Source organism: Stutzerimonas stutzeri (genome assembly GCF_018138085.1).
Lineage (GTDB): Bacteria > Pseudomonadota > Gammaproteobacteria > Pseudomonadales > Pseudomonadaceae > Stutzerimonas > Stutzerimonas stutzeri_AI.
The window spans coordinates 1376692-1402194 of the sequence record NZ_CP073105.1; the positions used below are offsets into that span (position 1 = coordinate 1376692).

The window sequence follows — 25503 nt, forward strand, 5'->3', positions numbered from 1 at the left end:
GAGAATTCCATGCACGCCGCCACGCCTCTTTCCGATGCACAGCCGCAAGCCGCTGCGCGCCGGATTCGCAAAGACTGGACACCGATCAACTATGACCTGCGCGATACCTGGTTCCCGGTATCCCACAGCCGCGATGTCACCGAGCGGCCCATTCGCCGGATCATTCATTCCCAGAGCTATTACCTCTGGCGAAAGGACGGTAGGCCATTCGCAGCCGAGTTTCATCCCGAGCGGCTGCATGGCGAGCGTTCATCGTTCACCGAGTTTACCGGCGGTATGGGCTACTACCCGGTTGTCGAGCGTTACGGTTACATCTGGGCCTGGTATGGCAATCCTGATGCGGCTGATTCTTTGCTGCTGCCGCACATCCCGTTTCTGCCGGTTGATGGCAGCCTTCCTGGCTACACCCAGCGCACGGTTCGTTTCGATGCCAGTTCTGCCTTGTCGGTGGAAAACCTCATCGATTTGACCCACGCCGACTTTCTTCATGCCAATACCATCGGCGACGGAATATCGGAATCGGACGTGGTGGAAGTGGAGTGGACGTCGGAAACCGTGACCCGTACCCGCACAGTCGCGCAGAAGTCCGTCGCGCCAGTAATGCGTTGGGTCGGCGGGGTGCGAGCGAAGTACCAGGATTTCCGCGCCGTGCTGCATATTCATCTGCGCAGCAACGTATGTATCTCCTATCCGCGCTTTCGTCCGGGTTACGACGTGCCCAACCTTCAGCCATTCCTGCCGGTGGGCAAACACCGCTCGCGCTGCGACGTGACGTTCAACACCACGGCGGCACCGGCACCGTTCCGCTATCTGATGCCGCGCATCAATTACATCATCCAGCCGCAGGACAACTCCGTGGTGCGTCCGCAGAACCAGCGTTATTTCGAGCCGGGTGAACGCATCGACCTGCACTCGCGCTTCGATGCGCCCGGCACGCGTTATCGCTTTCAGATGGAGCAACTGGCCGAACGTCAGCGCAAGGGCTATTTTTCCTATGGCTCCGATGCCGAACCGGGTCGGGACATCACTCATTTGCTGGGTATGGACGGCTGATACCTCAACTGCGCCAGGACGTCGAACACTCAATATACCGACACCGTTGGCAACCACAGGAAGCAGTGCTATGGATTTGGGAATCGCAGGGCGCAGCGCAATTATCTGCGCTTCGTCTCGTGGCCTTGGCAAGGCCTGCGCGCTGGCGTTGGCGCAGGAAGGTTGCCGCGTATTGATCAACGGTCGCGATGCAGAGCAGTTGGAGCGCACGGCTGCGGAAGTCGAGACCGCTACAGGTCACAGGCCGCTTGTCGTGCGCGGCGACCTGAATACCGACGAAGGCCGAACCGCCCTGATCGCCGCATGTCCCGCGCCCGACATCCTGATCACCAACAACGGCGGCCCCGCGCCGGGCAGGATCGAAGACTGGGATCATGCGGCTTGGCTGAAGGCCATCGAGGCAAACATGTTGTCGGCGATCATGCTGATCCAGGGCGTGGTCGGTGGCATGCGCGAGCGGCGCTTCGGTCGGATCATCAACATTACATCGGCCATGGTGAAGTCACCGCGCCTGCCTTTGGGGCTTTCTACGACATCGCGGGCAGGGCTGACGGCGTTCTCCAAGGCGTTATCCAGAGAAGTGGTGCGCGACAATGTGACCATCAACAACGTGCTACCTGAACGCATCGAAACCGACCGCTTGCGCTACATGACCGAGCAGCTGGCCAAGCACAGAAAGCTTAGTCTGGAAGACGCCCGCACCGAAATGCTCAGGCCCATAGCGGCGCGGAGATTCGGCAATCCCGATGAATTTGCCGCGGCCTGCGCATTTCTCTGCTCGGCTCAGGCGAGCTACATCTCGGGACAAAATCTTCAAGTGGATGGCGGGAGTTACGACGGCTTGATCTGACGCGGCGGCAAGCGCGTTTTCCAATCCTCAGGGGGCGTTTCTTCTGCGGCGAAGTCCAGCTCCACTTCCACGCCATTGGGATCCGGAAAAAACAGCTGCCAGGTACGTACCGCCCCCGGCGCTCTGATGACGCGGAACGCAATGCCGCGATCCTCGAGCAGTTGCCACGTCTGCTGTAGCCCTTCAGCCCAGAACGCCATGTGGTCGAGCACACCGCGGCGTGGCTCCGGCATCCGCTGCACCTGCACCACATGCAGCAGTGGGTGGCCGTTGGCATAGAGCCACAAGCCAGCCACCGGGAAAGGCGGGCGCGGGCCTTCGGTCAACCCGAGCAGGTCAATGTAGAACTCGCGCGTAGCCTGCAGCTGGTCCGTCACGATCGTGAAGTGATCCATTCGTTCGATCACGCGGTTCTCCCATGGGTGCGGTTGTATCGCTTACGAGCATAGCCTGACACTGCGATTTTTATGTAATTGTACATATAGCGTATAACTGTCTATATTCAAGTGGATTCCCATAATAAGAACGGCTTGAATGTATGCGCCCGATTTTTGCCTCAGGCTGTGCGTCAATTTTCTCAGCTCCCGACGACGCCTGTGACCGTATCAGCGTCCTCTGACGGAGCGCTCGCCGAGCCATTTCCCTACGCCAATCTGTTGGTTTTGGTGTTGTGTCAGATCGGCATGCACTCATGCCTGACCGGGATGCGCATGGCGGCGCCACTGCAACTACTGCAACGGGATGTGGATGTCTGGGCGGTTGGCGTGGTGATGGCGATGTTCGCGACCGCTCCGGTACTCCTCGCCCTCACCGCAGGTCGCATGGCGGATCGGCACGGGTACCATCGCCCGACGCGCATCGCCGCCAGCCTTTCCTGTGCCGGCGCTGTGCTTGCGAGTTCGACGGACCACTATCTGTTGCTTTGCCTGGCCGCCGCGCTCTGTGGTGGTGGCTCCAGCTTTGGATTGATCGCGCTTCAGCGCACGGCGGCGCGTCTGGCTCGCAATGCGGGTGAGCGCATGAAGGTGTTTGGCTGGATCGCCATAGCACCCTCCTTGGCCAGCCTGGTTGGGCCGCTGGGAGCCGGGTTGCTGATTGACCAGTACGGCTTCCGCATTGCATTTGCAGCCCTGGCGATGTTGCCCCTCGGCACGCTGCTGCTTTCGCTGTGGGTGCCACGCGAACGGATGGCCGAGCCGGTTTCCCGCGAGCAGCGGCGACCCGCATGGGACCTGCTGCGAGAGCCGGCGTTTCGCCGATTGTTATTCATTAACTGGCTGGTGTCGGCCAGCTGGGATGTGCACTCCTTCGCCTTGCCGATTCTGGGTAATGCGCGCGGCATGAGCGCCTCGGCAATCGGTGCGATTCTTGGCGCTTACGCGATCACCTCGACCCTGGTGCGGTTGCTGTTGATACCGCTACTGGCCAATCGTCTGTCGCAGCGCTCGATCATCTTGAGTGCGCTGCTGCTCACCGCAGCGGTGTACGCCATCTACCCCTGGCTCGGCCCCGCCTGGGCGATGGCCCTGGGAACCGCCACGCTGGGTGTCGCGTTGGGCACCATTCAGCCTGCATTGATGACTCAACTGCACCAAGTCACCCCCAGCTCTCGTCACGGCGAAGGTCTGGCGGTGCGCTCGGTGTTTATCAATTTTTCCGGAGCAAGCATGCCGCTGCTGTTCGGCGTGCTGGGCGCGGTGCTTGGTGCCGCGTCACTGTTCTGGTTGATGAGTGGCGTGCTGCTGGCTGGGAGCTGGCAGGCGCGTCGGCTAGGTGCTGCCGGGGGGTTTAGCCGGTCGTGAGACCTGACTGCAAAAAACAATCAGAGGGTTCGACATGCATCGTTTGACTGGAAAGGTTGCCATCGTCACGGGCGGTGGTGGTGGGATTGGTTCGGCGACGGTGCTGCGACTTGCCCAGGAAGGAGCCAAGGTTGTCTGCGCCGATATCCACCTGGCTTCGGCGCAGCGTGCTGTTGAGATACTCGGCCCCAGCGGGCTGGCGCTGGAGTTCGATGGCGCGCAAGCCGACAGCATCGAGGCGATGGTGAGCCGGACAATAGAGCATTTCGGTCGGCTCGACATTCTGCACAACAACTGCGCCGTTACCGATCCGGAAATACAGCGACACGACCGGACGGCCGTCGAGATCCCGCTCGATATCTGGCAGAAGATCCTCGATGTGAACCTGACCGGCTATCTCATCGCCTGCAAGCATGCCATTCCGCACATGATCGAAACGGGTGGCGGCTCAATCATCAATACCGCGTCAGGTTCTGGACTGCTTGGCGATCTCGTGCGCATCGCTTATGGCACCTCGAAGGCCGGGGTGATCAACATGAGCCGATACATCGCTACGCAATACGGCCGTCAAGGCATTCGCTGCAACACCATCGCGCCAGGCCTGATTCTCACGCCTGCGACTGAGCGCAACGCCCCGGACATCAAAGCCCTGGCCAGCCGATATGTGCTGACGCCGCGCTTGGGAACGCCCGAAGACATCGCAGCGCTGGTGGCATTTCTGGCCTCCGACGAGTCCGGTTTCATCACGGGAGAGTGCATTGAAATCAATGGCGGCAAAAACAGCTGCCAACCGCATTTTGCGGAAATGCTCGAGCAAGACCTGCAGTAGATGAGCTGGTCCGAATAGGCAGATTGCTAGATTCTGTATAAGAAACACCAATCTATAGCTGGAACTATATTGATTCCTGCACTAGGTTCTCAATTGGCCGGACGAGCCTGGGCACGGCTCCGCAACAGCATTATGGACAATAACAAGACACCCAGAGGTGCTTATGAGTGAGTCAACGTTGCACGGTCTGCGTGTCGTCAGCCTGGGTTCCGGTATCGCGAGCGCTGCGGCAGGTTTGCAGCTGTGTGAGGCGGGTGCCGAGGTCATTCTGGTCGAGCCGCCTGTCAATCCGGCTCGGGGACAGGAGGCGCTGTTCGCCGTGCTCAATCGGGGCAAGCGCAGTGTCACGCTGGATATCAATGTCCCGGACGGGCAGCAGCGGCTCGAACAGTTGCTGGCCGCCACCGACGTGTTCATCCACGAGATCACTCCGACACAGGCCGCGACGCTGGGGCTTGACGATGCACAGCTGGCGCAGCGCTTTCCTGGCTTGATCGTTTCAGCCATTACCGGCTGGCCGAAGAAGCATCCACTGGCCGGGGCAGTGCCACGTGAAACGTTGGTGCTGGCGCGCCTGGGCCTGCTCGACGAACAGCCGGGCCACCGCCCCGGGCCGGTCTTCGTGCGCATGCCCTTTGCCAACTGGCTGGCAAGCTGGCTGTGTGTGGTGGGCGTGATGGCGCGGTTGATCGCGCGTGATCGTGATGGCCGTGGCGGCGCCGCGCACACCAGTCTGGCTCAGGCCGCGCTGGTCCCGATGACCATGCACTGGAGCCGCGCGCAAACACCGACGCCGGTATTCGCCAAAGGGCTGGACAAGCACATTCCGATCCCGCTGCACCAGTGCGTCGACGGTCGGTGGATTCATGTGCATTACTCGCCGGATAAAACCCCGTGGATGGCCAATGCCATGGCAGAACTGGGCGAGGCGGAAGTCGCCCGGCTGAATGCGCAATGGCCGCCGAGCCACGTGGCGCCGAATTTCGGAGCCAACCGGGCCATCATCGCCACCCGGCCCGCTCATGAGTGGGTCGAGCATTTCTGGCAGCACGATGTTTCGGCGCAGATTGCCGCGCCCTTCGGCGACATCTATTTCGATGAGCAGGCGCGACTGAACGGGTATGTGGTTGAAGTGGATGACGCCACGCTCGGCAAGACGTTGCAGCCGGGACCAGCCTGGAAGATTACCCCACCGGCACGCATCGGCCGTTCCGCACCTCAGCCCGGCGCGGACGATGACAGCGACTTCAAGGACTCGCCAACGCTGCGTCTGGTTCCGGACACTGGGCGTCAGGGCGAGCCGTTGCCCCCCTTGCATGGCCTCAAGGTGCTCGATCTGGGCGCGTATCTGGCTGGACCGTTCGCCTGCATGATGTTGGCCGATCTGGGCGCAGAGGTTGTCAAGGTCGAGGCCCCGACCGGCGATGCCATGCGCCGACTGGAGCGCATTTTCAGTGGCACTCAGCGCGGCAAGCTGGGCGTCGCGCTAAAACTCGGCGATGAGCTGAGTCAGCGGGCGGTCGAGGCGCTGGTACGTTGGGCCGATGTGGTCCATCACAACATGCGCCTGCCTGCGGCGCGCAAGCTGAAGGTCGATTACGAAAGCCTCAAGCGGATCAATCCGCAGCTCATCTATTGCCACGTCAGCGCTTACGGACCCAACGGGCCGCGTGCGGATTGGCCCGGCTTCGACCAGCTAATGCAAGCCTCCTGCGGTTGGGAAGTGGAGCAGGGCGGTGCCGGCCAACCGCCGATGTGGTTGCGTTTTGGCGTTGGTGACTTCTTTGCGGGACTTTCTTCGCTGTACGTTCTGCTGTTGGGGCTTTATCAGCGCGCGCGGACCGGTGAAGGGCAGATGGTGAACGCGTCGTTGCTTGGCGCGACCTTGCTCACCATGAGCGAAGCGGTGGGCCGTGAGGACGGCAGCGTCACACCCATCGCGCATCTGGACGCCAGCCAGACCGGCCTTTGCGACACGCACCGGCTGTATTGCTGCAATGACGGTTGGATCGCCGTGGCGGCGCTGGAGCCCGAAGAAGCGCAGCGTTTCCGTGCGCTATCCGGCGCGGATCCCGAAGCGTATTTCGTCGGGCGGACACAGGCCGATGCGCTGTCATTCTTGAGCACGCACGGCGTGCCCGCCGAAGCCGTTCTCGAGGCGCAGCTCGACCCCTTTCTCGACAACCACGACCACGCCGCGGCTGGCTTGCATACCCACTATAAACATGCGGTGTACGGCGACCTGCAACAGATTGGCGCGTTCTGGGATTTCGGTGATCTGCCGTTGTCGCTGGATCGTCCGCCGCCCGCCCTCGGCCAGCACAGCCGCGAGGTACTCGGCGGGCTTGGCTTAGAAAACAGCGAACTGGAACGTCTGGCCGCGGCCGGTGTGGTTCGGCTGTAAGCAATTTATGCACGAAGGCGGCCCACTCCGGCTGAAGTCCACTATGAACCCGACCCGGTCGTTCAGCCGCGGGTTGGATTGAACACACAGGAACAATGCATGAACGAATTGGATTTCAGCGGCAAGACGGTGCTGGTCGTCGGTGGCTCAAGCGGCATTGGTAACGGCATCGCGCAGAACTTCCGTCAACGCGGCGCCGAGGTGCACGTCTGGGGCACTCGTCCGAGCGCGCAGGACTACGCCGATTCGGCGGATTCGCATCTTGAAGGGCTGCACTACGCGCAGGTCGATGTCTCCAACACCAACCTGATCGAGGCGGCTACCGTGCCGTTCACTCGACTCGACGTGCTGGTTCAGGCGCAAGGTACGGTGCTGTACGACCGTCAGGAATTTCTCACCGACGGCTTCAAGAAAGTTGTCGATATCAACCTCACCAGCCTGATGGTTTGCGCGCATAAGTTCTTCGAACTGCTGAAAGAATCACGAGGCGCGATGCTCATCGTCAGCTCGGCCGCCGCCTTCCATTCGACCCGTGGCAATCCGGCCTACAACGCCTCCAAGACCGGCGCCTTTGGTCTTACCCGCACGCTCGGTGAGGCTTGGGCGCGCGATGGCATCCGGGTCAACGGCATCGCACCGGGCCTGGTGGAAACCAAGCTCACCCGCGTCACCATTGAAAACCCCAAACGCCTCGAAGGTGCGCTACGTGGAATCCCACTCGGCCGCCTCGGAACCCCGCAGGACATGGCCAACGTTGCCCTGTTCCTGGCTTCGCCGCTGGCTGGCTACATGCTGGGCCAGACCCTGCTGGTAGATGGCGGCATGCTGCTCGCTTGAGCGCTAGTCATATTTTAGGAGCAAGACATGGCCTGGGATTTCGAAACCGATCCGGACTTTCAAACGGAACTGGACTGGATCGACCGCTTCGTTCGTGAGGAAGTCGAGCCGCTGGAGCATGTACTGGGCAGCCCCTGGAACATCCATGATCCGCTGTTCAAGCAGCTGGTACGTCCGCTACAGGCGCAGGTAAAGGCGCGCAAGCTCTGGGCGTGCCATCTTGGCCCGGAGCTGGGCGGGCCGGGTTACGGCCAGGTGCGCCTGGCGCTGATCAACGAAATTCTCGGCCGCACACTGTTCGCGCCTATCGTCTTTGGCTGCCACGCGCCGGATTCGGGCAACGGCGAAATTCTTGCGCACTACGGCAGCGAGGAGCAGAAGCGCAAATACCTTGAACCCTTGCTCAGCAACGAGATCGTCTCCTGTTTCGCCATGACCGAGCCCCAGGGCGGCGCCGACCCCAGTGTGTTCACCACCGAGGCCGTGCGTGACGGTGACGACTGGCTTATCAGCGGTGAGAAGTGGTTCGGTTCCAATGCCCGCTTTGCGGCGTTTTTCATTGTCATGGCGGTGACTGACAAGAGTGTTTCGGTGCACAAGGGCACCACCATGTTCATCGTTCCGGCGAATGCGCCGGGCGTAACCATCGTGCGCAACGTTGGCATACCCGACGATCCGGAGGCGACGCACGCCTACCTTCGTTTCGACAAGGTGCGGGTGTCGTCCAACGATCTGCTCGGCGAGCCCGGCGAAGCCTTCGTCGTCGCCCAGGTGCGACTCGGTGGCGGTCGCGTGCATCACGCCATGCGCGTTATCGGACAGGCGCAAAGGGCGCTCGATGCATTGTGCGAGCGCGCCCTGTCGCGCACCACCCAGGGCGGCCTGCTGGCTGCAAAACAGATGGTGCAGGAAAAAATCGCCGACTCCTGGATCGAGCTGGAGCAGTTCCGGTTGCTGGTGATGCGCACCGCCTGGCGCATCGACAAATACCAGGACTATCGGCGTGTACGCAAAGACATCGCCGCGGTAAAAGCGGCCATGCCCAAGGTGCTGCACGACATTGCCGCTCGCGCGCTGCATGTGCATGGCTCGATTGGCGTATCCGAGGAGATGCCATTCGCCGGGTACATTCTGCGTTCCTTCCAGATGGGCCTGGCGGATGGCCCGACCGAGGTACACAAGGTCACGGTGGCCAGGCAGCTGCTACGGGACTATCAGCCAAGCGACAGTTTGTTTCCCAGCTACCACCGCCCGACCGCGGCAGCGCTGGCGCGTGAGAAATATGCCGACGCGCTGGCGACGCTGGAACAAAGCGGAGAGCAGCGTTGAGCAGCGGAACCGACTGGCGCGAGCTGGTCGATCTCGACCGCTTGAGTGCCTGGATGGATGAGCGGGAACTCGCATCCGGGCCACTGGAAGATGCCGTACGACTGACCGGTGGCACGCAGAACCTGTTGCTGCGCTTTCGACGGGGCGAGCGTGAATTCGTGCTGCGGCGGCCATCGGCGGAATTACGGGAGGTGGGCGGCAAGACTATCGCGCGCGAAGCCCGCATGCTGAAAGCGCTGGCGAGCAGCCGGGTGCCACACGCGGGATTGATCGCGGCTTGCGATGACGAGACCGTCCTGGGTGCGAAGTTCTACCTGATGGAGCCGGTGGATGGTTTCAATCCCAATTCAGCCGCCGGCTTGCCGCTGCCCCACGCCGGCGACCGCGACATGCGCCGGCGCATGGGGCAGGCCATGATCGACGCGCTGCTCTGCCTTCATGAGCTAGACTATCGAGCCATCGGCCTCGACGACTTCGGGCGCCCCGACGGTTTCCATCAACGGCAAGTCGCGCGCTGGCTGCATCAGCTCGAAAGCGTTGCCGGATATGCCGGTTGGCCGGGCGCAGGCAGCCTTCCTGGGCTCGACCGGCTGGCGCGCTGGCTGGATGACAACTGCCCGCAACGGTTCAGCCCCGGCATCCTGCATGGCGACTATCACCTGTCCAATGTGATGTTCAGCCGCGAGGGGCCGGCGCTCAGCGCGATCTTCGATTGGGAACTGGCCACCATCGGCGATCCGCTACTGGATTTGGCCTGGCTGGTGGTGACATGGCCGGACGCCAGCGGCCATGGCGCCGGCACGATCGAGGTGCATCCCTGGGACGGCTTTCCCGCAGCGGATGAATTGGTGGCGCGCTACGTGGTGGGCAGCTCCCGAAGCTTCGAAGCCTTTACCTGGTATCTGGTACTGGCGGCTTTCAAGCTTGGCATATTTCTCGAAGTCAGTTACGCCCGAGCCTGCGCGGGCAAAGTGTCGATGGAACACGGCAGAAAACACCATGCCTCGGCGCTACGGCTTTTCGAGAAGGCGTTAGAGCGTATTGGCTAGCTGTTCGAGCGAACCGGCCTCGCTGAGCTAGCCAGCGTTAACCTTGGGTCGACTCAACGAGGGTCGATTCGTTGCCAACACGGCGCTAAGCACGAAATCGATCGCGTAGCTGCGCCACGCTTTCAAACCTGCGGGTGTATTGGTGTCAAATCCCGTTGCGGTGGAAGTGATGTGGCGACTGGTGAACCAGAGGGTGGTCAGTAACATGGAGGCACCGCAGAACATACGCGCGTCTACGTCAGGCAGAAAATCTCCGCTTTCAACGCCGCGTTTGAGGATTCGTTCGATCAGCTCTATAAGCGGTGCAGCTATGGCGCCGAAGCGATTCTGGTTGTGCGTCGCATGCTCATGGAGGCGAAAGCTCTCCTGTGCGAGTGATCGCAACTCAGGATCCGCGCCGTATTGATCAAAAAGGTATTCCAGTAGAGCTGTCAGCGCCTGGCGTGGCGGCAACTGATCAAGGTCCATTGATAGCAGATCCTTTATAATTTGCGCCGTGCTTTCGTCCAGCACGCTGGTGAATAGAGTCTCCTTATTGCTGAAGTATTGATAGATCAATTGGCGCGTGACGCCTGCCGCGCTCGCAATTTCCTCTAGCCTCGCACCAGCGAGGCCCTTTTCCGCAAAGATTCTGCGCGCCTCCACAAGTAGACGCTCCAAAGTGGCGCGTTTTCGGGAAAAGGCTTCGGTCTCGCGTGGCGGATGCATGGTGTCTCGACATCTATTGGTAAGCATCTGAGCCTAAGCCATCTCGGCCAGGGCAGCCAGGCCAGTGAATGATGCATACCGTTATGATTGAGGTCTGCCTGCCCTCAAAGTGGAATGTAGGCTCGATATCGAAATTTACTTTGGCTGCGCAGAATCGCATCCCGTGCGTTTCAGTCTGTGATCGCCTCCAGCCAAATCGCTTCGGCGGGGCAGGCAGCGGCGCCCTCGCGAGCGCCTTCTTCCAACTCCGGCGGCACGCGGTCGATGGTTAGATGGACAATGCCGTCATCGTCTAGTTTGTAGATTTCCGGACAGACCGCAGCGCAGAGTCCGTAACCGCAGCAACGGCTGCGGTCGGCGATTACTTGGTATTGGGTTGTGTGCAAGCTCATGGTGTTTCTCCGGCCAGGTTTAATGACAGAGCGGCAGATTGGCGAAAATGAGGACGCCCCAGAGGCTTGCTCGTTTCCGTAACGCTGCCCATTTGCTCGGTTCAGGCATGATGTCCTCCCGTAGTGCAGCGATTTCCGGCGGGCGTTAGACAACGGTGAAGGGGCGGCCTTGCGGCCGCCTCGTTTACGTGGCCCGTCACGCGCTCAATCCCACAGCACATGGATGTCGCGGGTACCACGCAGCTGTCCACCGGAAATTCGGGGTGCTGGCTTGGATGGGTCCAGGCGCATATTTGGAAACAGATCGAGCATCGCGTTGATCGCGCAGTTCAGCTCCACCTTGGCGACGAACTGCCCGATACACATATGCGGGCCGAAGCCGAAGCCGAATGACGGCTTTACTTTGCGGTCGATGTCAAACTCGTCCGGGCTCTCGAAGACGTCCTCGTCGCGGTTGCCGGATATGGTCATGCACTGAACCATGCCGCCTTTCGGCACGATGATCCCGCCAATTTCCACTTCCTTCGAGGTCTGGCGAACCTTGAAGGTCGAGATAGGCTCGTGGCGGATCCCCTCGTCGATGAGTTTGCCGATGAGGCTGCGGTCGTTGCGTATCCGCTCCACTAGTTCGGGACGTTGCATCAGGTTGGTCATGATGCAGCTGAATGTGCGAGTGGTGGTTTCCCCAGCTGCCGGGGTCAGCGAGCGGACGAATGTTGTGATCTCATGGTCGTCCAGTGAGCGGCCTTCGGCTTCGGCGTTGATCAGGCGACTGATCAGGTCTGTCTCTTGGGTGCCTTGGGCTCGCCGTGCAACGACGACCTCCTTGATTCCATCATAAAGGTGCTTGGCCGCCTGACCAGCCAGTGGTCCGTAGATCTTGGCTTTTTCCGGATCGATCTGGTTGCCCGCCACCATGGCTAACGCCCAAGTAGCGTACGTCTTGTATTTTTCCGTGTCGCTGGTTGGAAAGCCCATCAGGGCATACATCACGCGTATCGGGAAATCCAGTGCGAAGTCCATCAGGTTGGCTTGCTTATCCGCCACCATCGGTTGCAAATAGTCCTCGCGGATAACCCGGTCGATTTCCGGACGCCACTTGTTGACCGTCTCTGGCATGAACACCGGTTGCAGCAGCGCCCGGGTCCGGCGGTGCTGCTCGCCGTCCATGGCAAGGATGATCAGACCGTCGAAGAACGCGCCTAGCCCTTCGGCGATGAAACCATTGGTGTAGGTTTCGGCGTCGCGCATGATGGCCATGATGTCCTTGTGCTTGAACACTGTCACCGTCGCCTTGGCCGCTTTGGCACCAGCGTTTGTCGGCACCTTCAAATAGGTATCGACGAAATCGCCCTTCATCACCGGTTCGTTATGGCGGTACTGGCGGCACAGTGCGTGGATGTCTACATCGGTGCCGAGGTAAGTGTCGCTTACGGCGTGATAGGCCGCGACGATGTCGAGTTGTTCAAACTGGCTCATTGGCTTCGATTCCCGATTTGGTTTTGTTGTAGTTGTTCTCATGCCTCGAACAGGCGGCTTGGCCATGTGCCCGGCATCCAGGCAAGTTGGAGCCGTGTGGCATTCGTTTCCCGAGCGGCGATAACCGAGTCATTCGCGTGTCCGCTTTGGGCGTCTGTTCAGCAGAGCGCTCACCCTAACAGCGACAGCGATTCCTCGGGCGGGAAGCCGTTTACACGGCGTAAAGTCGTGGTGCCCAAACGCTTCAGGACAAGGGTGCGAATTCTCCTTGGTCCGCCGTTAGCGCGGCGTTGCGACTTGTCGATCCAAGGCCCCGTTGGGTACGGAGACTTGGGTTTTCTCCAAGTATTTCGAGCAAGCAGCGCTGGTCCGCAAAAACTCAATACATGAAAGCTTCCCTACATTCCGTTTGACTTCGGGTTAAACGAAAAACCGTATGTAAATGGCGATACGGCCGCAGCGTCCGATGTTGCTTACTAAGCTTCTGGATGAACTTCATTCACTCATGCCCGTTGCCGTTGCGCGAAACATGACGTGATCGCCAGTAAGCTGCCTTTATACGAAGGCCCATTTAGTTTGGAGCACAGGCATGCAATTGAATAACAAGCGCGTCATCGTTACGGGTGGCGCACAAGGAATTGGCGCCGCGGTAGTCGCGGCTTTTGTAAACGAAGGCGCCCATGTGGCGAGTCTCGACCTAAGCGAAAGCGCCCCGCAGGAGGCAATCGAGGGCAATGGCTGGGCTCGTTCGCACATCGTCGATGTCTCGGATACGGAATCGGTAAAAAGAGCCTTTGCTTGGGCTGCCGCACAGTTGGGCGGGCTGGACGTATTGGTCAATGCTGCCGGAATTGCGCCCAACGCCACTGCAGATGAAATCACCCTGGATGAGTGGGAAAAAGTGTTCGCGGTGAATGCTCGCGGCACCTTTCTGACCAATCGCGCAGCCTACGAGCATATGCACCAAGGTGGCGGGAGGATCATCAACTTCGCCTCGGCCGCTGGCGTGGGCGGGCAGCCAGGCAAGGCACACTACGCTGCCAGCAAGGGCGCAGTCCTCGCATGGACGCGCACCGTCGCCCGCGAGTGGGGGACGCACGGCATTACCGTGAACGCCATCGCCCCGGCAATATGGACACCAATGTACGACGCCACCCGCGCCAGCATGAGCGGCGTTCAGTTGAAGCAGCACGATGCATTCATGGCCAGTCTGATCCCGCTGGGAGGTCGGCTTGGCGATGCCGCGCAAGACTTGGCACCCGTTCTGGTTTTTCTTGCCGGCGAAGGTTCGCGCTTCGTAACAGGCCAGACTCTAATGATCGACGGCGGAATGTTAATGTTGAGTTAAGTCAGCGACCGGAGCACCAGTTGCCACGGAGCGGCTTTGACATTCAGGGGCATCCGCCCCGCCTTACCGGAGGTAACGACAATGCATAAGAACATGTTGATCTTTTGCGGTCTGGCTCTCTGTCTGCCTGTAACGGCAATGGCTGATGGGCTCGATCTGGACAAGCAGCTGAACGGCCTCGACATCGAGACCGAGGTGGTCGGTTCCAGCGGAGGAGGGAGTGCTGGCACGGCCACTACCAGCACAACGCAGATGCTGCAAATCACTAACAATGCTGATGTCAGCGTTACGTGCGAATTGCAGCCGGGACCGGCTGAAGCTCAAAGCGATGCACCGTCACCCACCACCATAGAGCCGGGCGAACAGACCAGCCTCGCCGTGCCGGGTAAATACACCGGTGCACCCTTCCAAGCCAAGTTGATCTGCAAGCCTCAATAAATTTGCAGTGATGCAGTGCTAAAGAAATCGCCGGGCATATGCCCGGCGATTCGTTCTTCTGGCACCCACAGGGGCGCATTTTATAAGCACATCCCCGCGTGCAGCACTGTCGTGTTATTTGAGGCCGCCTAGGAAGTCCATCTTGCCTAGCGGTACGCCGCGGTGCCGGAGGATGTCGTAGGCGGTGACGACGTGGAAGAAAAAGTTCGGCAGCGAAAATATCTGCAGGCTGCCCTGGCCGGTGAACGGAAGGTCGGCTCGCGGTGTGGCGAGCACTATTTCGCGGTCTTCGCTACCGTTGAGATCTTCGGGGCGAATGCTTTCCAGCACGGAAATGGTTTCGCTAATCCGCGAGCGCAGCTCGGCGAAGCTGCGATCCTCATCTTTTTGGAGTTCGGCAGGCTTGCCCGTGATGCCTGCGACAAACAGTATGGGATGCAAGCATGCCATCTGAATTTGCTGACTGAGGTTGAACATGTCTTCAGCCAGCCGGGCTTCGAGCAGGTCTTTCGGATCGGTGCCTGCTTCGTCCGCATGGGCCTGCGCCTTGGCCAGGATGTTTGAGAGGTTGTTCAGCAGGCGAGTGAAATAAAAAACAGATGACTGGTGCATGGTGAGCGCCACTGTCGTTCTCCTAGTGAGGGGTTTGATAGAACGCGGCCGGTGGGGGTATAGGGTGCCCACCGGCGACACGGGCGTCAGCGCTGCGTGATGCGGCTGACAATTGCTTCGGCGTTCATCTGCCGCTCAGGTAGCGCTTCCTTGGGAATCCTGAAGCCGCCCTTGAGCCCGTCGTTGATCACGCCGTACATGCCCTTGTTGAAGTCGTAGATGACGTTCTTGACCGCGTATGGGATCTGCTTGTCGTAAAGCTGAACGCCGCTCAGGAACATCGAGCGGTAGAGGTTGCCTTCCTGATCCCAAGCGTCGTACAGGCCGGCACCAAAGGTGTCCTCGTCCAGGTAGTAGTGCCGCTTGCTGTAGACGTGGCGCATGCCCGGCTTGAGTGTGGCTTCCACCACATAGACGCGATGCAGCTCCCAGCGCTCGTATTTCGGGTTTGCGTGATGGTCGCTGAACTGGTCCATCTGATCGGCTTCGAAGTTGAACTTGTAGGCATTGTAGGGGATATACATCTCTTTCTTGCCAACGAGCTTAAAGTCGAAACGGTCTTGCATTCCGGCGAACATCTGCAGTTCGTCGAACAGGGTGACGCCGCCCTGGCTAGCTACTGGTGTGTCATAGGCAAACTCCGGCGCGAGCTTCACGCGGCGTTGGCCTGGCGTATAGCTCCAAGCGCGGCGCGGCTTTTTGGTCGGATCTAGATAGTCGTTGATCCCCACCACCTCACCGGCTCGGCGTGCAGGTTGCTTGTTCAGCGAGAACACCCGCGCGTACATCTCGGGATCGCGATCATCGCGATCTGTCTGGTAGTAGGGAAACTCTTCGAAGGTAGCTTGTTCCGCCGCCTTGGTAATGGTGCCGTTGCTGTCGATGACCCAGCTGTTGGAGGAGGTCGTGGTGGTGGCGGTCGGCCCGTTCTTGTAGCGCAGCAACTGGTTCCACATCACTTCATTGCCGGTTTTCGGAATCGGGAACGGAAGGCCCCCGCGGCACTCCGGCTCGATGGATAGCCCGTCGTTGTAGGTGTTGCAGGTGGTGGCATTGCGCACCGTTGCTTCCATCACCTTTTGCGGATACGCGGCGGTGCGATGGCTCGGGTACACGTCCATGTACCAAGTTTCCGGATTCTTCTTGAGCAGGTGCTTCTGACCGTCGCTGAGCTTGTCCGCATACTGATCGACGTTGGACGCATCAATACGGAACAGCGGTTTTTCGTCCTTGAACGGATCGGCCCAGAAGCCGCTGTCAGGCTTGAAGTCGGCAGGGGCCGTGGTGAGTCCGCCTTCATACGCTGGGATCGTACCTTCGGCATTACCGGCCTTCGTCGCGCCAAAAGGGGTGAGTTCGTTGCCCAGTTGCTTGGCTTCTTCAGGGCTGACGGCCGCAATGGATAAAGTCGTGATGCCACTGAGGGCAGCACAAAGAGCGAGCTGGAATTTCATTGGGGGTCAGTCTCCGTTTTTGGATTTATTAATGGAGCTTCTTCGAGTAGGAGCGATGTCGTGCATCAGGATCTACCCTAGCCGTTAACGGTTTTTGCGGCTTGCGTACCGTTTTATCTCGGGTCAAACGAAACAGCGCCGAGCCGCTGGCGAATAAATGGTGAGGTTGTAGGCTGAGGTACAGCACCCCGTGACGGCAGGTTCCAATCAATCAATACATCGCAGGCGCCAGGCGTAAGCCTCGATCAACGACCGACAATCAGGTACTGATGCTGATTCGACTCGCCATGCGAGCGAATCCCCGTAACCAGGAGCGACTGGTGGTTCGCTGCTCAACCTTCGGGTGAGCAGCTTTTTTTGTCCGCACGTCCGACGACCATGCAGGCTTCGCGGCTTAGTGCTCGCCCAGGCGATCAATCGCGGTGCCCGGCTAGGGTGATCGACACCGATTCGGCAAAGCGCAGGGCATGTGGCTTGTCGATTTCCACTTCGGCATAGCGTACGGCCTGTGGCGCCATCGCCAGATCCAGCACCTCTTGGGTCAGCCGCTCGAGCAGGGCGAAGCGGTTTTCCTCGACGTGCCGAATGATCGCCTTGGTGATGGTGCGGTAATTGAGAGCCTGTTCGATGTCGTTATCGCGTACCGCATCGGCGGCCGGGTACAGTATGGTCAGGTTGATCAGCACGTCCTGCTTGTTACGGATCTCGTCTTCCTTGATGCCGATATAGGTACGCAGGCGCAAATTCTTGACATGAATTCGCGCCATTCCCGGTTCCAGTCTCGGCATGTCAGCGGCCTCGAATGAGCTGCAGAAATTCCTGGCGAGTGTTGTACGAATCACGGAACCCACCGAGCATCACCGAAGTTGTCATTACCGAATTTTGCTTCTCGCAGCCCCGCATCATCATGCACATGTGCTGCGCTTCGATGACCACGGCGACGCCAGCGGCATTGGTCACCTGCATGATCGCGTCGGCGATCTGCTTGGTCATGTTTTCCTGAATCTGAAGACGCCGGGCGAACATATCGACGATGCGCGCCACTTTGGACAGGCCGAGGACTTTGCCGGTAGGGGTATAGGCAACGTGAGCCTTGCCAATGAAAGGAAGCATGTGGTGTTCGCACATTGAATAGAGCTCGATGTCACGGACGATGACCATTTCATCATTGTCCGACTCGAAAAGTGCGCCGTTGACGACTTGCTCAACGGTCTGGCCATAACCCTGGCAGAGGTACTGCATGGCTTTTGCGGCCCGTTTGGGTGTGTCCACCAGACCTTCGCGTTCCGGGTTTTCGCCGACACCTTCGAGAATGCCGCGATAGTGCTGAATCATGTCTTCGTTCATAACTGCTTCCTTAACGTTCGCCTCGATTGTTGCGGAGGCTATTGGCATTGAGGTGAAGCACCTTTGTATTTGAAGCAACTGCGCCGGCCGCTCAGGCCGAGCGAGCCAGCGGTAAAGATCGTTCCGCGCTGGGACCCGCCAGCCCACCAACCGCCATCTGCGTCACTACTGCTATAAAACCTTCGACTGCAGGGGCATCGTCCGCTGACCACCACGTGGGTGCATCTTCGAGGATCGACATCAGGCTGCGCGCGACAGCACTCCTTTGTTCGGCCGCGGCCGGTGAGGGTATCTGCCGAAGAATTTTTTCCAAGTGATCGACGTGAGCCTGTCTAGTTGCCTCGATTGAAGCGCGTTGCTCGGCGCTCAGGCAGCGGGACTCCCGGCGAGCCAGCACCAACCGATGTTGATGCATCAGGTTGTATCGAATGTGCAGGTCGACGTAGCTGCGTAGACGGGTCAGCCCGTCCGCCTGACAGGGATCATCGGCCTCCAGTAGATCCAGAAGGTCCGTTTCGTGCTCCTCGATCAGCTCGAAAAGCAGGATTTGCTTGCTCTCCATATGGTTGTACAACGAGCCGGCTTGCATACCGAGTGCCATGGCCAACTGGCGCAGGCTGACCGCCTGAAAGCCATGCTCGACGAATAGTGTTAGCGCCACTATTCGTAGTTGCTCATGCACCGGCGGTGTGTCAGCCCGCACTGGCCGGCTGGCGTCGCCGTGGGCGAGGTCAATCAGCGGTAGCGATCTGCCCCGTTGGTAGCTTGCGCGCAGGGAGCGGTTCATGGTAAGTCGCGCTGCAATGTCAATGCGACGCCCTGGCCACCACCGATGCAAAGCGTGGCCAGACCTTTCTTGGCGTCACGGCTCATCATCTCGTGCAGCAGGGTAACCAGCACACGACAACCAGATGCGCCGATAGGGTGACCCAGAGCGATGGCACCGCCATTGACGTTGACCTTGTCGCTGTCCCAGCCCAGCTCTTTGCCGACCGACAGTGCCTGTGCGGCAAAGGCTTCGTTTGCTTCGATGAGCTCGACTTCTTCGAGTGTCCAGCCGGACTTGTCCAGGCACTTGCGAGTCGCACTGACCGGTCCAATCCCCATGATTGCCGGATCTACGCCAGCGCTGGCGTAACCCTTGACGGTGGCCAGAATTGGTAGGCCAAGCGCTTTGGCCTTGGACGCGCTCATCAGCAGCACCGCTGCCGCACCATCGTTAAGCGTCGAGGCGTTGCCGGCTGTGACGCTACCGTTCTTATCGAAGGCTGGTTTGAGTTTGGCCAGAGACTGGATGGTGGTATCTGTCCGGGGCTGCTCATCGGTATCGAACAGCAGGGGATCGCCTTTGCGCTGCGGGATGGATACGTGTGTGATTTCCGCCTTGAAACGACCGCCCTCGATAGCGGCCGCCGCGCGCTGTTGGGATTGCGCGGCGAAGGCGTCCTGTTCCTCCCTGGTCAGTTTGTAGCAGGACACGAGGTTTTCTGCGGTGATACCCATGTGATAGTCATGAAAGGCATCAAGCAATCCGTCCTGCAGCAGCGAGTCGGCCAGTTGGGCATGGCCCATGCGTAGGCCGGTGCGCGCCTTGGGTAATACATAAGGCGCGAGGCTCATGTTTTCCATGCCGCCGGCGATGACGATTTCGGCATCGCCGCAGCGTATTGCCTGGGTAGCCAAATGCACGGTTTTCAGGCCGGAGCCACAGAGCTTGTTCACTGTCATGGCAGGCACGCTATGAGGAAGGCCCGCATTGATCGCTGATTGCCGCGCGGGATTCTGCCCGCAGCCAGCGGTAAGCACCTGTCCCATGATCACTTCATCGACCGTAGCTGGGTCGATGCCGGTTTTCTCCAGCAGAGCGCGGATTACCGTGCTGCCCAGTTCGGTCGCGCTCACATTGGCCAGCGCGCCTTGGAAAGCGCCGATTGCAGTGCGTGTTGCGGCAACGATTACAACGTCTTGCATGTTTTATCTCCTAGAACCCTCATGCCGCTATTACGCGACGCTATAGGGAAAAGAATAAAAAAGCGCTCGCCGCCAAATTCAATGGGAGCGTAACGGCGGCGGCGCTTGGGAAATCAAGGATGGACGTGGCAGCATCCGGCCTGCTGTGTCTGGCTTCATTCGGAAGCTAGACCGGCACTTAGCCCCGGGCTCGCTAGAAATCTCCAAATTGCCAAGCCAGTGGGTGTTCATATTGTTATGAAATGGCCGTGCGCGGCCCGTCGATGCTTGGTCACAACGCATTCAGCCGCGCCCGCGCGACCCGCGAGCCATTGGGTCGACCCAGCAGGTCACTGATGCGCTGCCCGGAGGCAACGAGAGCGTCCAGGTCGATGCCAGTGTCAATGCCTAAACCGTTGAGCATATAGAGCACATCCTCACTGGCTACATTGCCGCTAGCGCCCTTGGCATAAGGACAACCGCCGAGGCCAGCAACCGAGCCGTCGAACGTGCAGATTCCTTCGAGGAGGCTGGCGTAAATGTTCGCCAGCGCTTGACCATAGGTGTCATGAAAGTGCCCGGCGAGCTTGTTACACGGCACCTCGCGGCTGACCACTTCGAACAGCTGGCGAGTCTTCTCTGGTGTGCCGGTACCGATGGTGTCACCCAGGGAAATTTCATAGCAGCCCATGGCGAACAATTCGCGAGCCACGAGGGCGACGCGCTTCGGGTCGATCTCGCCTTCGTAGGGACAACCCAGCACGCAAGACACATAGCCACGCACCTGAATGCCGTTTTCCCGCGCCGCTTCCATCAGCGGGGCGAAGCGCGCCAGGCTCTCGTCAATGGAGCAATTGATGTTCTTCTGCGAGAACGCCTCGGACGCGGAGCCGAACACCGCGACCTCGCTGACGCCGGCTTCGATGGCCGCTTCGAGGCCTTTCAGGTTCGGCGTAAGGGCCGCGTAGGTCACGCCCGGTTTCTGCCGGATCTGCGCGAAGACTTCGGCCGAGCCGGCCATCTGCGGCACCCATTTGGGCGACACGAAACTACCGACCTCGATGTACTGCAGGCCGGCCGCGCTGAGGTCATCTACCAGCCGCACTTTGTCGGCGACGCTGATGGGCTGCTTTTCGTTCTGCAGGCCGTCGCGCGGGCCGACTTCGACTAGACGGACGTGTTTGGGCAGGGTCATGCAGATTCCTCCAGTTCCACCAGCACGCTGCCTTCGCTGATGAGCTCGCCTTCCTGGCAGAACAGGGTCTTGACCACACCAGCCTGAGGCGCGCGGATGCTGTGCTCCATCTTCATCGCTTCCAACACGATCAGCGTGCTACCGGCTTCAACGCGCTGGCCCAGCTCTACCAGCACGCGGACGATGCTGCCGTTCATGGGCGCGGTCAGGCCGCCCTGGTGCTGATGGCTGGCCTCGGCTTCGGCGACGGGGTCAAAGGCGGTCACGGCTTGGAGCTCGCCGTTCCATTCCAGATAGAGGGTGTTGCCCTGACGGATGGCTTTTGGAAGATGAGTGATCTCGGTTGCGGCGCGACTGCTCACGCGTACTTGACGGCTCTCGCCACAGCACATTAAATGCACGCTGGTTTGCGCCGGCATACCGAAACGCAGGCCATCGCGCTGCGCCCAAGGCGAATGAAGGTCGTCCTCACGAATTTTCGCCGGCTCGGTCTGCACGAACAGCCCGGCGGCCAGCTGCCAGAATGCGTCGGGCAGTTCGCCGGGTGCGCGCATCAGCTCGGTTTCGTGGCGCGGGATGAAGCCGGTGTCCAGCTCTGCCGCTGCGAAAGCCGGATGCCCGATTACGCGACGCAGAAAAGCAAGGTTGGTGCGCACGCCGCCAACGCAGGTCTCATCCAGCATCGCCAGCAAACGCAGGCGCGCTTCTTCACGGTTTTCCCCCCAGGCGATGAGTTTGCCGAGCATCGGGTCGTAGAACGGCGAAACGGTGTCTCCTTCTGTCACGCCGCTGTCGACCCGACGCCCAGGCCCTGCGGCCGATTCGCGGTAGAGGTCGAGCGTACCGGTGGCCGGCAGGAAGTCGTTGTCCGGATCTTCGGCATACAGCCGCACTTCGATGGCGTGGCCCGTGAGCGGTACCTGATCCTGGGTGATTGGCAGCGGTTCGCCACGGGCAACGCGGATCTGCCAGGCCACCAGGTCGAGTCCGGTGATGGCCTCGGTGACCGGGTGCTCGACCTGCAGACGGGTGTTCATTTCCATGAAGAAGAACTCGCCACGGGCATCGAGCAGGAACTCGACCGTTCCGGCGCCGACGTAGCCGATGGCCTGCGCAGCCTTCACTGCGGCTTCGCCCATGGCGCGGCGCAACTCGGGGGTGAGCCCCGGCGCGGGCGCTTCCTCGACCACTTTCTGGTGCCGGCGCTGGATCGAACAGTCACGCTCGTTGAGATACAGGCAGTTGCCGTGCTGGTCAGCGAACACCTGAATCTCCACATGACGCGGCTTGAGTACGTATTTCTCGACCAGCATGCGCGAATCGCCGAATGACGACTGCGCTTCGCGCTGGGCCGACTGCAGTGCTTCGGCGAGGTCGGCCTCGCGCTCGACCACCTTCATGCCCTTGCCGCCACCACCGGCGGTGGCCTTGAGCAATACCGGGTAGCCGATCTTTTCTGCAGCGACGCGGAAGGTTTCCACGTCCTGGGCTTCGCCGTGATAGCCGGGCACCAGTGGCACGCCGGCCTTTTCCATCAGTGCCTTGGCTGCCGATTTGCTGCCCATGGCATCGATGGCCGAGGCAGGCGGGCCAAGGAATATCAGGCCGGCATCCTCGATGGCGCGAGCGAAGTCGGCATTCTCGGAAAGGAAGCCGTAGCCCGGATGGATCGCCTGCGCGCCGCTGGCCTTGGCGGCGGCGATCAGCTTGTCGATCAGCAGGTAACTGTCGGCCGGCTTGGCGCCGCCGAGGTCAACGCGAATGTCGGCTTCGCGGGCATGCCGGGCATCACGGTCGATGGCGCTGTGCACGGCTACGGTGGTGAGGCCCATGGCCTTGGCGGTACGCATCACGCGGCAGGCGATTTCGCCCCGGTTTGCGACCAGCAGGGTAGTTATCATTGTTCTGGCTCCTGCGTCCAATTGGGTTTGCGCTTCTCCAGAAAGGCGCTGAGGCCTTCCTGTCCTTCGGGGCTGACCCGTATGCGCGCAATGGCATTTTCGGTGTAGCGGCGTAACGCCGGGCTCAGCGAGATGCTGGCGGCTTCGCGTAAGAGATCCTTGCTGGCTCGCATGGCCTGCGGGCTGTTGAGCAACAGGTTGTCGAGCCAGCCGTGCAAGGCGTCATCCAGTTCGGCGGCGGCGTAGGTCTCGGACAACAGGCCGAGGTCGCGGGCGCGCTCGCCACTGAAGCGTTCGCCCGTCATGGCGTAGCGGCGTGTGGCGCGCTCGCCCATTGCCTTGACCACGAAGGGGCTGATCACCGCGGGTGCTAGACCGATGCGCACTTCGGAGAGGGAAAACAGCGCGTCATGCGCACCGATGGCCATGTCGCAGCAGGCCACCAGTCCGACCGCACCGCCGAAGGCTGCGCCTTGCACCACCGCCAGCGTCGGCAGCTTGAGGTGGTAGAGGCTGTACATCAGTTCGGCCAGCTCGCGGGCGTCGGTGAGGTTAGCATCGAAATCCAACTTCGCTGACTGCTGCATCCAGGCCAGATCCGCCCCGGCCGAAAAATGTTTGCCTCGGCCGCGCAGCAGCAGGAAGCGAAGCGAGTTATCGCGCTGCACTTCATTGAGCACCAGGATCAGTTCACGAATCATCTCGGCGTTGAATGCGTTGTTCTTTTCCGGGCGGTTGAGCCATAGCGTGGCGAAACCTTTGTCGCTGTATTCGAGTTCGATAGTTTGAAAGCTGGACGTGCTCATATTTGATCCCTGAAGGCGAAGGCTTACGGCCCTTGGCTGAAGGCTGAAAACTGGACATCGAGCCTCCAACCTCCAGCGCCGTTATCGGGTTTCTTTACATTCGAAACACGCCAAAGCGGGTCGGCTCAATTGGTGCATTGAGGGATGCCGACAGCGCCAGTCCCAACACATCACGGGTTTGCGCGGGATCAATCACGCCGTCATCCCACAGCCGCGCGCTGGAATAGTACGGATGGCCCTGATGCTCGTACTGCTCAAGAATCGGTTGTTTTAGCTGGGCTTCCTCTTCAGCCGAAAACGTCTGCCCGCTGCGCTCGGCCTGTTCACGCTTAACCTGAGCCAGCACGCCGGCGGCCTGTTGAGCCCCCATCACGCCAATCCGCGCGTTGGGCCACATCCACAAGAAACGCGGGTCATAGGCGCGGCCGCACATGCCGTAGTTCCCCGCACCAAAGCTGCCCCCGATAATCACCGTAAACTTTGGCACCTCGGCGCAGGCCACCGCGGTCACCAGCTTGGCGCCATGCTTGGCAATGCCGCCTGCCTCGTACTTCTGGCCGACCATGAAGCCGGTGATGTTTTGCAGGAACACCAGCGGAATGCCGCGCTGACATGCCAGTTCGATGAAATGAGCGCCTTTTTGCGCTGATTCCGCGAACAGGATGCCGTTGTTGGCCAGGATCGCGATGGGATAGCCCTGTATGTGCGCGAAGCCGCAGACCAGCGTGCTGCCGTATAGCGCCTTGAATTCATCGAACACCGAACCGTCGACGAGGCGGGCGATCACCTCGCGTACGTCGAAGGGCTGCTTGGCGTCGGCGGGGATGACGCCATAGAGCTCTTCGCTATCGAACAACGGTGCAATCGGTGCGCGACTGTTCACCTCCCCACGCTTGCGCCAGTTGAGGTTGGCGATGCAGCGGCGAGCCAGCGAAAGGGCGTGCTCATCATTCTCGGCGTAGTGGTCGGCCACGCCGGAAGTCTTGCAATGCACATCGGCACCGCCCAGATCTTCGGCTGTCACCACTTCACCGGTGGCGGCTTTGACCAATGGTGGGCCGGCGAGAAAGATGGTCGCCTGATTGCGCACCATGATGGCTTCGTCCGCCATCGCCGGCACATATGCACCACCAGCGGTACAGGAACCCATCACCACGGCAATCTGCGGGATACCCATGGCGCTCATGTTGGCCTGGTTGAAGAAAATGCGGCCGAAGTGCTCGCGGTCAGGGAATACCTCGTCCTGACGCGGCAGGTTGGCGCCGCCGGAATCCACCAGATAGATGCATGGCAGGTGATTCTGCTGCGCAATGGTCTGCGCGCGCAGATGCTTTTTTACGGTGAGCGGGTAATAACTGCCACCTTTCACCGTCGCATCGTTGGCGATGATCATGCACTCTACGCCTTCGACGCGGCCGATGCCGGCGACCAATCCGGCGGCGGGCACCTCTTCGCCATAAACGTCGTGCGCTGCAAGCTGGCTGATCTCAAGAAATGCAGAGCCGTGGTCGAGCAAGCAGTTGATGCGCTCGCGTGGCAGCAACTTGCCGCGCGAAGTGTGTCGCAGCTGCGCCTTCTCGCCGCCGCCCTCATGGATGCGACCGAGGACGGCGTGCAAATCGTTAACCTGGGCAAGCATCGCTTCTCGGTTCGCGGCGAACTCAGACGAGCGGGTGTTGATCTGGGTATGCAGGATAGCCATGACGGACTCCGTCCTGGC

Annotated in this window: 24 protein-coding genes; 10 read left to right on the top strand and 14 right to left on the bottom strand. The window is 60.3% G+C overall.

Annotation, left to right across the window (positions count from 1 at the left end):
• The first annotated feature begins 9 nt into the window (after positions 1-9).
• On the top strand, positions 10-1053 hold the full coding sequence (locus KCX70_RS06520) for an aromatic ring-hydroxylating dioxygenase subunit alpha (RefSeq protein WP_212619642.1): 1044 nt from the start codon (positions 10-12) through the stop codon (positions 1051-1053).
• 70 nt (positions 1054-1123) lie between these two features.
• Positions 1124-1903, top strand: a complete 780-nt coding sequence (locus tag KCX70_RS06525; RefSeq protein ID WP_126190240.1) for an SDR family oxidoreductase — start codon at positions 1124-1126, stop codon at positions 1901-1903.
• Here the strand turns inward: KCX70_RS06525 and KCX70_RS06530 are convergent.
• The gene (locus tag KCX70_RS06530) at positions 1885-2310 is read right to left on the bottom strand and encodes a VOC family protein (protein ID WP_126190241.1); all 426 of its coding nucleotides are present in this window, start codon (positions 2308-2310) and stop codon (positions 1885-1887) included. The two genes, KCX70_RS06525 and KCX70_RS06530, sit on opposite strands and share 19 nt — an antisense overlap.
• Before the next feature lie 189 nt (positions 2311-2499).
• Between KCX70_RS06530 and KCX70_RS06535 the strand changes: the two genes are divergently transcribed.
• The 6 genes from KCX70_RS06535 (at position 2500) to KCX70_RS06560 (ending at position 10153) form a co-directional block, all read left to right on the top strand.
• A complete protein-coding gene (locus KCX70_RS06535) occupies positions 2500-3705 on the top strand; it encodes an MFS transporter (protein ID WP_212619643.1) in 1206 nt (401 codons plus the stop codon).
• A 34-nt stretch (positions 3706-3739) separates the two neighbouring features.
• Positions 3740-4534, top strand: coding sequence for an SDR family NAD(P)-dependent oxidoreductase (locus tag KCX70_RS06540; protein WP_126190242.1), 795 nt, complete (start codon positions 3740-3742; stop codon positions 4532-4534).
• 163 nt (positions 4535-4697) lie between these two features.
• On the top strand, positions 4698-6938 hold the full coding sequence (locus KCX70_RS06545; protein ID WP_212619644.1) for a CoA transferase: 2241 nt from the start codon (positions 4698-4700) through the stop codon (positions 6936-6938).
• Between the two features lie 99 nt (positions 6939-7037).
• Positions 7038-7775 carry an SDR family NAD(P)-dependent oxidoreductase gene (locus KCX70_RS06550; RefSeq protein ID WP_212619645.1) on the top strand — a complete coding sequence of 246 codons (738 nt, stop codon included), beginning with the start codon at positions 7038-7040 and terminating at the stop codon, positions 7773-7775.
• Between the two features lie 27 nt (positions 7776-7802).
• Positions 7803-9104 carry an acyl-CoA dehydrogenase family protein gene (locus tag KCX70_RS06555; RefSeq protein WP_212619646.1) on the top strand — a complete coding sequence of 434 codons (1302 nt, stop codon included), beginning with the start codon at positions 7803-7805 and terminating at the stop codon, positions 9102-9104.
• Positions 9101-10153, top strand: a complete 1053-nt coding sequence (locus KCX70_RS06560) for a phosphotransferase family protein (protein WP_249121705.1) — start codon at positions 9101-9103, stop codon at positions 10151-10153. The genes KCX70_RS06555 and KCX70_RS06560 overlap by 4 nt, the downstream gene beginning before the upstream one ends.
• A gap of 27 nt (positions 10154-10180) precedes the next feature.
• On the opposite strand, the gene KCX70_RS06565 is transcribed toward KCX70_RS06560, so the two are convergent.
• The 3 genes from KCX70_RS06565 to KCX70_RS06575 form a co-directional block, all read right to left on the bottom strand.
• Positions 10181-10861: a TetR/AcrR family transcriptional regulator gene (locus KCX70_RS06565; protein ID WP_212619647.1), complete on the bottom strand. Its 681-nt coding sequence runs from the start codon at positions 10859-10861 to the stop codon at positions 10181-10183.
• A 170-nt stretch (positions 10862-11031) separates the two neighbouring features.
• The gene (locus KCX70_RS06570; protein WP_212619648.1) at positions 11032-11253 is read right to left on the bottom strand and encodes a ferredoxin; all 222 of its coding nucleotides are present in this window, start codon (positions 11251-11253) and stop codon (positions 11032-11034) included.
• Between the two features lie 204 nt (positions 11254-11457).
• On the bottom strand, positions 11458-12732 hold the full coding sequence (locus tag KCX70_RS06575; RefSeq protein WP_212620289.1) for a cytochrome P450: 1275 nt from the start codon (positions 12730-12732) through the stop codon (positions 11458-11460).
• A gap of 589 nt (positions 12733-13321) precedes the next feature.
• Between KCX70_RS06575 and KCX70_RS06580 the strand changes: the two genes are divergently transcribed.
• Complete coding sequence (locus KCX70_RS06580) at positions 13322-14080, top strand: SDR family NAD(P)-dependent oxidoreductase (protein WP_212619649.1); 759 nt, start codon at positions 13322-13324, stop codon at positions 14078-14080.
• Between the two features lie 81 nt (positions 14081-14161).
• Positions 14162-14518, top strand: coding sequence for a hypothetical protein (locus KCX70_RS06585; protein WP_212619650.1), 357 nt, complete (start codon positions 14162-14164; stop codon positions 14516-14518).
• Between the two features lie 114 nt (positions 14519-14632).
• Here KCX70_RS06585 and KCX70_RS06590 read toward each other — a convergent pair whose 3' ends face one another.
• The 10 genes from KCX70_RS06590 to KCX70_RS06635 form a co-directional block, all read right to left on the bottom strand.
• The gene (locus KCX70_RS06590; protein WP_021208040.1) at positions 14633-15142 is read right to left on the bottom strand and encodes a DUF1993 domain-containing protein; all 510 of its coding nucleotides are present in this window, start codon (positions 15140-15142) and stop codon (positions 14633-14635) included.
• A 74-nt stretch (positions 15143-15216) separates the two neighbouring features.
• Positions 15217-16584: a DUF1329 domain-containing protein gene (locus KCX70_RS06595; RefSeq protein ID WP_212619651.1), complete on the bottom strand. Its 1368-nt coding sequence runs from the start codon at positions 16582-16584 to the stop codon at positions 15217-15219.
• Between the two features lie 413 nt (positions 16585-16997).
• On the bottom strand, positions 16998-17372 hold the full coding sequence (gene folX / locus KCX70_RS06600) for a dihydroneopterin triphosphate 2'-epimerase (protein ID WP_042926794.1): 375 nt from the start codon (positions 17370-17372) through the stop codon (positions 16998-17000).
• A 1-nt stretch (position 17373) separates the two neighbouring features.
• Positions 17374-17931 carry a GTP cyclohydrolase I FolE gene (gene folE / locus KCX70_RS06605; RefSeq protein ID WP_042926793.1) on the bottom strand — a complete coding sequence of 186 codons (558 nt, stop codon included), beginning with the start codon at positions 17929-17931 and terminating at the stop codon, positions 17374-17376.
• Between the two features lie 91 nt (positions 17932-18022).
• Entirely contained in the window at positions 18023-18718 is a 696-nt protein-coding gene (locus KCX70_RS06610) for a TetR/AcrR family transcriptional regulator (protein ID WP_212619652.1), read from the bottom strand.
• Positions 18715-19902 (bottom strand): acetyl-CoA C-acetyltransferase, encoded by a 1188-nt coding sequence (locus KCX70_RS06615; RefSeq protein ID WP_212619653.1) that lies wholly within the window; start codon positions 19900-19902, stop codon positions 18715-18717. The genes KCX70_RS06610 and KCX70_RS06615 overlap by 4 nt, the downstream gene beginning before the upstream one ends.
• A gap of 271 nt (positions 19903-20173) precedes the next feature.
• Entirely contained in the window at positions 20174-21076 is a 903-nt protein-coding gene (locus KCX70_RS06620) for a hydroxymethylglutaryl-CoA lyase (protein ID WP_212619654.1), read from the bottom strand.
• Entirely contained in the window at positions 21073-22977 is a 1905-nt protein-coding gene (locus KCX70_RS06625; protein ID WP_272876418.1) for an acetyl/propionyl/methylcrotonyl-CoA carboxylase subunit alpha, read from the bottom strand. Before KCX70_RS06625 ends, KCX70_RS06620 begins: the two co-directional genes overlap by 4 nt.
• Complete coding sequence (locus tag KCX70_RS06630) at positions 22974-23783, bottom strand: gamma-carboxygeranoyl-CoA hydratase (protein WP_212619656.1); 810 nt, start codon at positions 23781-23783, stop codon at positions 22974-22976. The genes KCX70_RS06625 and KCX70_RS06630 overlap by 4 nt, the downstream gene beginning before the upstream one ends.
• Before the next feature lie 94 nt (positions 23784-23877).
• Entirely contained in the window at positions 23878-25485 is a 1608-nt protein-coding gene (locus KCX70_RS06635; RefSeq protein WP_212619657.1) for a carboxyl transferase domain-containing protein, read from the bottom strand.
• Positions 25486-25503: the final 18 nt, after the last annotated feature.